General features: G+C 41.7%; 7 protein-coding genes, 1 other RNA gene and 1 pseudogene. All 9 read left to right on the forward strand.

The window, feature by feature from the left end; translation table 11 throughout:
• The coding region (locus AC075J_RS06545; protein ID WP_476390162.1) for a class I SAM-dependent methyltransferase at positions 1 to 1,003 on the forward strand (1,003 nt) is incomplete at its 5' end.
• Between the two features lie 195 nt (positions 1,004 to 1,198).
• On the forward strand, positions 1,199 to 2,035 hold the full coding sequence (locus AC075J_RS06550; protein ID WP_020993931.1) for a cell wall hydrolase: 837 nt from the start codon (positions 1,199 to 1,201) through the stop codon (positions 2,033 to 2,035).
• A 284-nt stretch (positions 2,036 to 2,319) separates the two neighbouring features.
• Positions 2,320 to 3,810, forward strand: coding sequence for a threonine synthase (gene thrC / locus AC075J_RS06555; protein WP_022381416.1), 1,491 nt, complete (start codon positions 2,320 to 2,322; stop codon positions 3,808 to 3,810).
• Between the two features lie 92 nt (positions 3,811 to 3,902).
• Positions 3,903 to 4,084: non-coding RNA, 6S RNA (gene ssrS, locus AC075J_RS06560), on the forward strand.
• A gap of 78 nt (positions 4,085 to 4,162) precedes the next feature.
• Positions 4,163 to 5,224, forward strand: coding sequence for an aldose epimerase family protein (locus AC075J_RS06565; protein WP_022381415.1), 1,062 nt, complete (start codon positions 4,163 to 4,165; stop codon positions 5,222 to 5,224).
• Positions 5,225 to 5,455: 231 nt separating this feature from the next.
• Positions 5,456 to 6,352 carry a YihY/virulence factor BrkB family protein gene (locus AC075J_RS06570; protein ID WP_008703238.1) on the forward strand — a complete coding sequence of 299 codons (897 nt, stop codon included), beginning with the start codon at positions 5,456 to 5,458 and terminating at the stop codon, positions 6,350 to 6,352.
• Positions 6,353 to 6,614: 262 nt separating this feature from the next.
• Positions 6,615 to 7,493: an undecaprenyl-diphosphate phosphatase gene (locus AC075J_RS06575; protein ID WP_173744603.1), complete on the forward strand. Its 879-nt coding sequence runs from the start codon at positions 6,615 to 6,617 to the stop codon at positions 7,491 to 7,493.
• Between the two features lie 177 nt (positions 7,494 to 7,670).
• Positions 7,671 to 10,238: pseudogene (locus AC075J_RS06580) on the forward strand (FtsK/SpoIIIE family DNA translocase).
• Positions 10,239 to 10,251: 13 nt separating this feature from the next.
• A partial coding sequence (locus AC075J_RS06585; protein WP_476390163.1) for a tetratricopeptide repeat protein occupies positions 10,252 to 10,712 on the forward strand: 461 nt, incomplete at its 3' end.

Genomic DNA, 10,712 nt, shown 5'->3' on the forward strand with positions numbered 1-10,712 from the left:
TGGCATGAGAAGTTACAGTAATTATTATCCCATGGAAATTGAAGATGTGCGTTATCAGTCTGCCAGTGTATCCGGGCTGTGGTATCCTGCCAAAAAACCGGGAGATATCATTAAGGTTGGAGAGTATCTTGGCTGTGTTAAGGATTATGAGAGAAATATTCTGGAGACAAGTTTATCCGATTTAAATGGAGTGGTTCTATATCAGACGGGAAGTCTTCAGGTTATTAAGGATGGTCCGATGATCGCATATGGCAGTTTCAGCAGAAGAAAGGATGAACGCAAGAAAAAGATCACAAATTACTGGGCGAAAAGAAGCGACAGTTTTATGGAACAGAGAAGAGCTGAGCTTCACAGTGATATGGCTGATAAATGGCTGAAAGAGATCGGGACTTTTCTTCCTGATGGAAAATTAAGGATTCTGGATGTGGGATGCGGTGCAGGCTTCTTTTCCATTCTTTTAGCAAAACTGGGACATGAAGTTACAGGAATCGATCTGACACCGGATATGATCATTCATTCCAGGGAACTGGCAAAAGAAGAGAACGCCTCCTGTACGTTTGAAGTAATGGATGCGGAAAATCCGGATTTTCCTGATGGTACCTTTGATGTGATCGTGTCCAGAAATCTTACCTGGACACTTCCGGATGCAGCAAGAGCATATAAAGAATGGATTCGTGTGCTGAAAACGGGAGGAATCCTGATCAACGCAGATGCCAATTATGGTGCAGATGATTTCTCAGATACTGCTGATTTGCCTGCCAATCATGCTCATTTTACAGTAGGCGATGCCATGATGCAGGAATGCGAGGAAATTAAACGTCAGCTTCCTATCAGTTCCTATGTACGCCCTGCCTGGGATCTGGAGACACTGGGAAAACTGGGTATCAACAGATTCTCCATTGATCTGGGTATCAGCAGCAGAATTTATACAAAGAAAGATGAGTTTTATAATCCAACCCCTATGTTCCTGATCTGCGGCGAAAAAAATAAATGTAATAATTGAGAAAAATGAAGCATATATTAAAGGGAGATTTCATTGATGGAGCCTTCCTTTTTTTCTTTTTTGCAAGCTAAAATGTTACAAAAATATGAAAAAAGCTTGACAAAATCAATTATATTAAATATAATTTTCTTATAAGTTACAGAAATGTTACAACCATAAAAACCTGTAATTAAAAAAACTCAAGGAATGATAAGTATGAAAGTTCAGAAAAAAGAGTCAAAACAGTCCGGCAATCCGGCGCGGAGTCTGATACTGGTTACAGTGTGTACCTGTACGGCGATTGCGTTTGCAGCAGGCGGCAGAATAGCAGATTTTAATGGAAAAAACAAAGTATATGCAGCTTCTGAAAATAGGGAGAAAACTTTTTCCTCTGATGCTGACGAAACAGATGTACTGCCAACAGGAATTGCAGGAGTAGTATCTGGAATGAATGATACAGCTTCTCCCAAAAAATCAGTCACACGTATCGGAACTTCCTGTGAACAGGTAATGGTCGGTCAGAGAATCAAAGTTATTGAAGATAATATGGCAGAATTCGATGTCAGCTCTTCTATGGAGAGCAGCATCAATGAGTTAGATGCAAGGACAGCGGCTCTTGCAGAGAGTGCCCGGATGATGTCGGATGAGGACTATGATACATTGCTTCATATTGTAGAAGCTGAAGCAGGTACTGAGGATGTCAAGGGACGCATTCTGGTTGCCAATGTGATCATGAACCGTATAAAGAATAAGGAATTTCCCGATACAGTCACAGAAGTGGTATGGCAGAATACCAATGGTGTTCCGCAGTTTTCGCCGACTTATGACGGACGTATCAATGAAGTAACTGTTACAGATGAGACAAGAGAAGCCGTCAGACAGGCTCTTGAAGGTGTGGATTATTCAGAAGGAGCACTGTTTTTTATCCAGAAGTCTGAAGCTGAAAGCCAGAATGTCTCCTGGTTTGAGAAAGATCTGAAAAGGCTGTTTAAATACGGCGTACATGAATTTTATACCTATCCGGATTCAGCAGAAAGTTCCACAGGATCGTAATAAACGATACTCTTCATATAACTCATTTAACAGGATTGCGGTAATACTGCTCAAAATATGGACATATTCTTCGGGAACAAAAGAATATGTCCAGTATTTTTGATTTATAGTAATCAATCATAAAAAGACAGAAAAAAGAGAAATAATTTAGGATAGTATTTTGCTAAAGTATATGCTATAATGTGCTCAATTGGCGAAATGAATAACTGTAACTGTTCAGCGGTTTATTATTACTGCCAATATACTGAACAGTTACGAATAACTTTGGAAAGGCAGGAAATATCATGCAGGTATTATACAAAAGCACAAGAGGAAAAGAAGAAACCGTAACAGCTTCTATGGCTATTTTAAAGGGGCTTTCTGAGGATGGCGGCTTATTTGTGCCGACAGAGATTCCGAAGCTGGATGTCCCAATGGATGAGCTGGCAAAGATGAGCTATCAGGAGACAGCATATGAAGTAATGAAATGTTTCCTTACTGATTTTACAGAAGAAGAATTAAAGAACTGCATCAACAATGCCTATGATGAAAAATTTGATACAAAAGAGATTGCACCGCTTCATGAAGCAGACGGAGCTTATTTCCTTGAGCTGTATCATGGTGCGACCATTGCGTTTAAGGATATGGCATTATCAATTCTTCCACATCTTATGACTACAGCTGCTAAGAAGAATCAGGTAAAAAATGAGATTGTTATTCTTACCGCTACTTCCGGAGATACAGGTAAAGCGGCAATGGCCGGATTTGCAGATGTTCCGGGAACCAAGATCATCGTTTTCTATCCGAAACATGGTGTAAGTCCTATCCAGGAGAAACAGATGGTAACTCAGAAAGGCAACAATACATATGTTGTGGGAATTACCGGAAACTTTGACGATGCACAGACTGCCGTAAAGAAAATGTTCAATGATAAGGAACTGGAAGCAGAACTTGATGCTGCAGGATATCAGTTCTCATCTGCGAACTCTATCAATATTGGACGTCTGGTACCGCAGATTGTTTATTATGTATATGCATATGCATCACTTGTACGTCAGGGCAAGATCAAAGACGGTCAGGAGATCAATGTGGTAGTACCTACCGGAAACTTTGGAAATATCCTGGCTGCTTATTATGCAAAACAGATGGGACTTCCGGTTCACAAACTTATCTGTGCCTCCAATGATAACAAGGTTCTGTATGATTTCTTCCGCACAGGAACTTATGACAGAAAGCGTGACTTTATCCTTACAACCTCACCGTCCATGGATATTCTGATCTCCAGCAATCTGGAACGTCTGATCTACCGTATCGCAGGCGGTGATGCAAAAAAATGTGCAGAGCTGATGCAGTCTCTTACTGCTGGCGGCGAGTATACCATCACAGAAGACATGAAGGCACAGCTTGCAGACTTCTATGGCAATTACTGTACAGAAGACGAAACAGCAAAAACAATCGCAGAAATCTTCAAAGACAGTCATTATGTGATAGATACCCATACTGCAGTTGCAGCAGGTGTTTATGACAAATATGTAAAAGATACCAATGATACCACACCAACTGTCATTGCATCCACAGCAAGCCCATATAAATTTACAAGAAGTGTAATGGAAGCACTTGGAGCAGATACAGACGGTAAGGATGATTTTGCACTGGCTGATGAACTGAGTGCGCTTTCCGGAGTGAAACTTCCACAGGCAGTTGAGACGATCCGCACAGCACCGGTACTTCATAACCGGGTGGTAGATGCGCCGGATATGCCAAAGGCAGTAAAAGATATCCTTGGAATCCGATAATCTCCATATTATAAAAAAATATAATTAATTCTACATTTTATGTTGAAAAAGAACATATACTGGAGTATAATAAAAATCAGTTAAAAACAGTGAATATCCTGAAATGTACGAGGCCCCTTCTTTTTTTGAACCTACATCGACTTTAACGGGAACCCAACATCGCAGGCCGGATGTCAGGCCGTCATTATGCAGCGGAAGACAGAAGGTCTGTTGAGGATACCCACCTAGCTGCGGCTAGGCGTCAATGGGAAGGGAACGGCATTTCGGGAACTGTAAAAATGAGCCGTAGAGAGGCTCTTTTTTATTATCTTTTGGATTTAATATTATTTTATGATACGGGAGGTTGGAAACAATGAGTGTTTCTGAAAGAAAGTTCGGCATATTACAGACTGGGGAAACAGTAAAAATTTTTCATCTGGAAAACAAATCCGGGGCATATGCGGAAGTGACAGATTTTGGAGCAATCCTGGTTAAGGTCTGCGTACCTGATAAAGATGGTACTTTAACAGACGTAGTACTTGGATATGATGATCTGGCATCTTATGAAGTAAATGGATGCTTTTTCGGTTCAACCATCGGCAGAAACGGAAACCGCATCGGCGGTGCGAAATTCTCTGTCAATGGCAAAGAAGTAGTTCTTGCTCAGAATGAGAATGACAATAATCTTCACAGCGGTCCTGACGGATTTGAAAAAAAGCTCTGGAAAGTGGCTGAGATTTCCGATGATAAAAACAGTGTTATATTTAACCGTATAAGTCCGGATGGCGAGAATGGTTTCCCGGGAGAATTTGATGTGTCTGTAAAATATGAGTTTACGGAAGACAACGAACTGAGGATCCATTATCAGGGAATCTGCGATGAACCGACAGTTGCCAATATGACAAATCATTCTTATTTCAATCTGAATGGTGAGGGAAGCGGAACCGCCATGGATCAGTATCTTACAATCCATGCAAAATATTATACACCTGTAGCCGACAGTCATTCCATTCCTACAGGAGTGTATGGGGAAGTTGCAGGGACTCCCATGGATTTCAGAACTGCCAAAAAGATCGGGCAGGATATTGAAGCAGAATTTGACCAGCTGAAATTCACAGGCGGATATGACCACAATTATGTGACAGACAATTATGCAAAAGGAAACAGAAGACTGATCGCAACCGCATACAGTGATAAAACCGGAATTGCCATGGATGTCACTTCTGACTGTCCATGTGTACAGTTTTACGCAGCAAATTTTGTCGAAAATGAACATGGTAAAAATGGTCATACTTACAATAAGCGGGATGCTTTCTGTCTGGAAACGCAGGTTGAACCGAATGCGGTCAATGTTGAAGATTTCCACTCCCCGATTCTTAATGCAGGTGAACAGTATGATTCTGTGACTGCTTATCATTTCTACATCATAAAGTAAAAATCTGACCATAAAACTAATTACATATTGATCCGGTTTTTTTCATATCTACAGCATTCCAGCATGAAAAGAACCGGATTTTATTATCCATAATTCATGTTTGTCATAACGGCAGTTTCATGGTATGATAGTAAACAGAGATATTCGAAACAGTTATCTTTATAATTACAGCAATCACCATAAATGCATTATCAGAAATGACTGCTGTAAAATAACAGAATGGAGACATATATGAAAAAGAAAAATAAAACCCGGTCTGTTACAGGGCTTTTATTCGGGTTTATGGAACGTGTATCCGGAGATCACGTAGGAGCTTATGCGACACAGGCAGCGTATTTTCTGATCATGTCTTTTATTCCCTGCATTCTGTTTCTGACTACACTGGTACGGTATACACCTCTGACCTATAATGTAGTCAGGGATGCGATCGTTGCTTTTATTCCGGAGAATCTGCAGAGTTTTGTTCTGGGGATCGTGGTAGATGTATACAAAAGAAGTACTGCAATTGTCCCTTTGTCAGCAATTGTGGCACTGTGGTCTGCCGGAAAAGGAATGCAGTCTATCATCAATGGATTAAATACCATTTATCACGTAAAAGAAACCCGTAACTGGCTGTTAACCAGAATTTATGCAGTATTCTATACTTTATCACTGGTGATTGCGGTAATCGTGTCTCTGCTTATGCTTGTACTCGGAAACGAAATACAGAAAGTTGTATCAAGATATATTCCTTTTCTTGGAAGAGTTCTGGGAAAAATACTGGGGGCAAGAGCACTGTTGGTATTTGGTGTGTTGTTTCTGGTTTTTCTTATGTTGTATAAGGTTCTTCCGAACAGAAAAGCCACATTCAAAAGCCAGATTCCCGGAGCCTTGATCATAGCAGTTGCATGGTCGATATTTTCATACGGATTCTCTTTTTATTTTGAGATTTTTCCGGGATTCAGTAATATGTACGGAAACCTTGCGACGATCATCATGGTCATGGTATGGTTGTATATCTGTATGAATCTTCTGTTATACGGTGCAGAGATCAATGCTTATTTTGAAAAAGAATTCCGGATTGCACATAAATCGGTACAGGAACTGCTGGCACATGAAAAAGAAAAAAAGCAGCAGGAAAATGAATGAATTCTGGCTGTTACTGTTCACTGGTAATATCCCGCGAGGTGTTTTTTGTGAGCGAAGGTCACAGAAAACCCGAGACATACTGCGCGAATTTATGCGATTAGCATAAATTCTGTGCATCGCGAAGCGTGTTGCTGGGAACGGAGTGAACAGTAACTTTTGGCTACGTTGTGAACATGACAGTCAGGGGGCTTTTTATTGTAAAGCCTTTCTGAGTGTGCTATAATAAACCATAATTTTGGAGAAACAAAAAGGAATCAGTTCTATGATCGTTGTATATTTGATATTTTTGGCTGTCATTCAGGCTGTGACGGAATTTCTTCCTGTCAGCAGCCTGGGACATTTATGCATATTGGAACAATATATGGGAATCGGCCACGAAACCGGATTGCTGTCAGAAACGATGCTCCATCTTGGAAGTGCGGCAGCAATTATATTTTTGTTCCGCAAAGATTTAAAAAAAATCGGACTGGGACTTCTGGGGATGTTTATGGATATGATCGGTAATCTGAATCTATATATCCATAACAAGAAGACAGGGGAAAGTTTGGGCTATGCCAGAATAGTCACCGGAACATATCGGAAAACAGGTGCACTTCTTGTGATTTCCATGATTCCAACAGCACTTCTGGGACTTACAGGAAAACGGCTGGCTCTTCTGGCCGCAGACTCTCAGATTGTTCCGGGAATCGGATTTTTACTTACAGGCGTATTTCTTCTGGTAACAGATCTGAATAAATCCGGTGGAAAAAAGGGACCGAGAGAGGCTTCTTATGACAGCGCCATGTGGATTGGAATTTGTCAGGGGATTGCTGTCTTTCCGGGGATTTCCAGAATGGGATTTACGTTATGTGCTGCACTGTTATGCGGATATAACCGCAAATTTGCGGTTCGTTTTTCTGTTTTTATGAGTCTGCCTGCTATCATAGGTGCTTTTTTTACGGAAATCGGAAATTTTGGTGCTTCTGAAATGACGGCAGGACTTGGGTTTACCTATGTATTTGCAATGATCATCGCCGGTTTTGCGGGATGTCTTGTTGTCCGAAATACAATAGCCATGACTCAGAATATAAAATTACGCTATTTTGCATATTATTCATTTATAGTCGGTATTATTACACTGGCATTAAATTTTGCCCTGTAAAGGGAAGATATTTACGAGAAGATCAAGGAGGGGAGCCTTAGAATGGCAGCATCAAAGAGTAAGAATACCGGGCATTCGGGAAGAAATACAAAAAAGAAGACAGCAATGGAACAGGAAGTCGGCAGATTTCAGACAGAAATCATATTATTTGTGATTTTGGCCGCATGTGTGATCCTGATGGCAAGCAATTTTGGAGCAGGTGGTTTTGTGGGAGATGCGATCAGTAATTTCTGTTTCGGACTGATGGGACTGATGGCATATCTGTTTCCAATCGTATTTTTCCTTGAATCAGCATTTATTCTGATCAATAAAACAAACCGGCTGGCATATAAGAAACTTGCAGCGGCGTTTGTGATGTTTCTGTTTCTGTGTGGGGCAGCGCAGCTTCTCACAGACGGATATATGCAGAGTACAACTTTGCTGGATTATTATGCTTTAAGCGCAGATTATAAAACAGGCGGTGGTCTGATCGGAGGAGCGATCTGTATTTCTGTCACATCTGCTTTTGGAACTATCGGCGGATATGTGATCATTATACTGGCATTTGTTGTATGTATGATCATTATCACACAGCGCTCTCTGCTCGATTTTGTAACGCGGCTGGTTATAAAGGTGTGTGATTTTGTAAAAGACAGACATATGCGCTATATGCAGGGGCAGCCTGAACGTGAGCGATATAGAGAAGAACGTGCCAGAGAACGTCAGCTTATAAGAGAACAGCGGCGTGAAGAAAGAGTCCGCAGACTGGAGGAAGAAATTGGCGATGATGAATTTTCAGATGATGACTTTCTCATGGATCCTTCGGAAGCAAAAAAAATGAAAAAAGGCGGCTTTCTGGAAGGAACCAAGCTGACAGGCTATTCTGAACAGAAGCCAAAGAAAAAGGGGAAACTTCTGAAAAAAGCAGCAGATACAGATAAAGCAGCAGCAGATACAGCCGAAGCTGCGGAGGATACCGAGAACACAGGGATTAAATCCTCTGATGATGCGGATAATAAACCATACATCGATGCTCCGATGAATTTTGAGATTCACAGAGCGGATACATCCCCGGATACATACGAGGCAGATAATGAATCACAACAGCAGGAAGACCTTCCATTTGAAGATGCTGTCACTGACCGGAAGAAATCTGTGGTTTCAGAACCGGAGGAAGATCTGCCCCCTTTTCAGGATGAGAAGGCAGTGCGGCCGCCTTCGAAAAACCCCAAATCTTCTGAAAAAGAGATACAGAGCGGAATTGTAAACATTCAGCATGAGATCACCCGACAGGAAGCAGCCGTAAAAAAAGAATATAAATTTCCAGCCTTAAATCTGCTGAAGAAAGGAAGCAGCAAAGCTCAGGGGGATTCTGATGCCTATCTGCGTAAGACTGCAAAAAAACTCCAGGAAGTACTTCACAATTTCGGCGTGAACGTGACTGTCACTAATGTGAGCTGCGGACCAACAGTTACCCGTTATGAACTTCAGCCCGAGATGGGAGTGAAGGTCAGCAAAATTGTAGGTCTTGCAGATGACATCAAACTGAATCTTGCCACTCCTGATATCCGTATTGAAGCACCGATCCCCGGCAAAGCAGCAGTGGGCATTGAGGTTCCCAATAAAGAGAACAGTACGGTTATGCTCAGAGATCTGCTCCAGTCAGAAGAATTTCAGAAGGCAAAATCCAAACTTTCTTTTGCAGTAGGAAAGGATATTGCAGGTAAGACTGTAGTTGCGGATATTGCCAAAATGCCACATCTTCTCGCATCGCAGGTGCAACCGGTTCAGGTAAATCAGTATGTATCAATACACTTATCATCAGTATCCTGTACAAGGCAAATCCGGATGAAGTAAAGCTTATCATGATCGATCCTAAAGTAGTAGAGCTCAGTGTGTATAATGGAATTCCACATTTGTTTATTCCGGTTGTGACAGATCCGAAGAAGAGCAGCAGGCGCATTAAACTGGGCAGTACAGGAGATGACAAACCGTTACAATACATTTGCGGAGTACGGTGTCCGTAATCTGGATGAATATAATAAAAAAGCAGAGCAGATCAAGGCGGCAGGAGCTGAAGAAGAACCTGTGAAAATGCCGCAGATCGTGATTATCGTGGATGAGCTTGCAGACCTTATGATGGTTGCGCCCGGAGAGGTGGAGGATGCTATCTGTCGCCTGGCCCAGCTTGCACGTGCGGCAGGTATCCATCTGATCATTGCCACACAGAGACCGTCTGTAAATGTTATCACCGGTCTGATCAAGGCGAATATGCCTTCCAGAATTGCTTTCTCTGTATCTTCCGGTGTGGATTCCAGGACAATTCTGGATATGAACGGAGCCGAGAAGCTTCTTGGAAAAGGTGATATGCTCTTTTATCCTCAGGGATATCAGAAGCCTGCAAGACTTCAGGGTGCATTTGTATCTGATGATGAGGTAAGTGCTGTGGTTGAATTTCTTGCAGATAAAAATCCGGGTGTCCAGTATAACCAACAGATCGAGCAGCAGGTAAATTCTCCTGTAACAACAGGTATGTCCGGAGATGAAAGGGACATCCATTTTGAAGAAGCAGGTAAGTTTATCATAGAGAAAGAGAAAGCTTCTATTGGTATGCTGCAGAGAATGTTTAAGATTGGTTTCAACAGAGCGGCAAGAATCATGGATCAGCTCTGCGACGCAGGTGTAGTGGGACCGGAAGAGGGAACAAAACCGAGAAAAGTTCTTATGTCTATGGAGGAGTTTCAGAATTATCTGGAAAATCAGTAAGTGAGGACTGTCTATGAAATGTCCTAAATGTCATAAAGAGGTGGAAAAAGGCTCTCTGTACTGCCCCTACTGCCTTGCGGAGATACCCTGGGTAAGAGAATTCAGCACAGTGGAAACTCTGATGAAAAAGGAGCAGCAGAACCGCCCATCCGAAAAAAAACAGAAAACAAAAATTATAAAATATTTCAAGCATCCAAAAAGAAGAAAGCTGAAATTCAGCAGAAAACAGCTTCTATGTCTGCTTCTGTGTGCGGCGACACTACTGGGGTTCTTTTGTTATCGGCAGTTAAATACTTTTTCTGCCTTATATTCCAGGGCAAAAAAACAATATGCACAGCAAAATTATGAAGAAGCACAGCGGATTGCAGAAAATGCTCTGGATAAAAATCCCAAAAATGAAGCCGCCAATCTTCTTCTGGCCAAAAGTATGGAGAAATCAGGCGATAAACGATCTGCACTTCTTGTTTTGCGCCC

The sequence above is a fragment of the Blautia sp. ZXY-1-C6 genome, from assembly GCF_056339875.1.